Origin of the sequence: Sphingomonas antarctica (assembly GCF_965137005.1) — a bacterium.
Classification (GTDB): domain Bacteria; phylum Pseudomonadota; class Alphaproteobacteria; order Sphingomonadales; family Sphingomonadaceae; genus Sphingomonas_O; species Sphingomonas_O antarctica.
In genome coordinates, this window is record NZ_CBCRXM010000052.1 from 1 (window position 1) to 684 (window position 684).

A 684-nucleotide genomic window follows, 5' to 3' on the forward strand; every position below is an offset into this window, starting at 1 on the left:
TACCCCAATCATAATATCCTTCGTCACGGTTGCCGTCCTTTCCGCTGAGTAGCTGTAAACACCACACTTTGGCACATTGCGATGCCGTCTGGGGAGGGCGGCAACCACCCCATCTGTTCGAACGCGGCATCGACGTGTGCCATGAAACGATCCGCTTCTGGTGGAACAGGTTCGGACCGATGTTCGCAGCCGACATTCGCCGCCAGCGAGTGAGCGCTATGCGCGGCTTCCGCCATTGGCGCTGGCATCTTGATGAGGTGTTTGTGAAGATCAACGGCGAGACCCACTACCTCTGGCGGGCAGTCGATCACGAAGGCGAGATCCTCGAGAGCTACGTTACGAAGACGCGAGATAAGGCGTCCGCGCTGGCCTTCATGAAGAAGGCGCTGAAGCGTCATGGCACTCCAGAAGCGATTACCACTGATGGACTCAAATCCTATGGAGCTGCGCTACGCGACCTCGGCATCGCCCAGAAGCAGACGATCGCCCGACACGCCAACAACCGGGTGGAGAACAGTCACCTTCCATTCCGACGAAGGGAGAGGGCGATGCTCAGGTTCCGACTGACGTGACCCCCGCCTTTCATCCAGCGGCAACCAGAGACAGACCGGTGTTGTTGCGCATGAGCGCGGGTGAAGCAACGGGCGGGGTTAACCCCGCCCGTTGCGTTTCAAGTTCGGCGGC

Annotated in this window: 1 pseudogene; it reads left to right on the forward strand. The window is 59.5% G+C overall.

What is annotated here, in order from left to right:
• Nucleotides 1–113: 113 nt before the first annotated feature.
• Nucleotides 114–563 (forward strand): annotated as a pseudogene (locus tag ACM9ME_RS15445) (IS6 family transposase); the annotation flags it as partial.
• Nucleotides 564–684 lie beyond the last annotated feature (121 nt).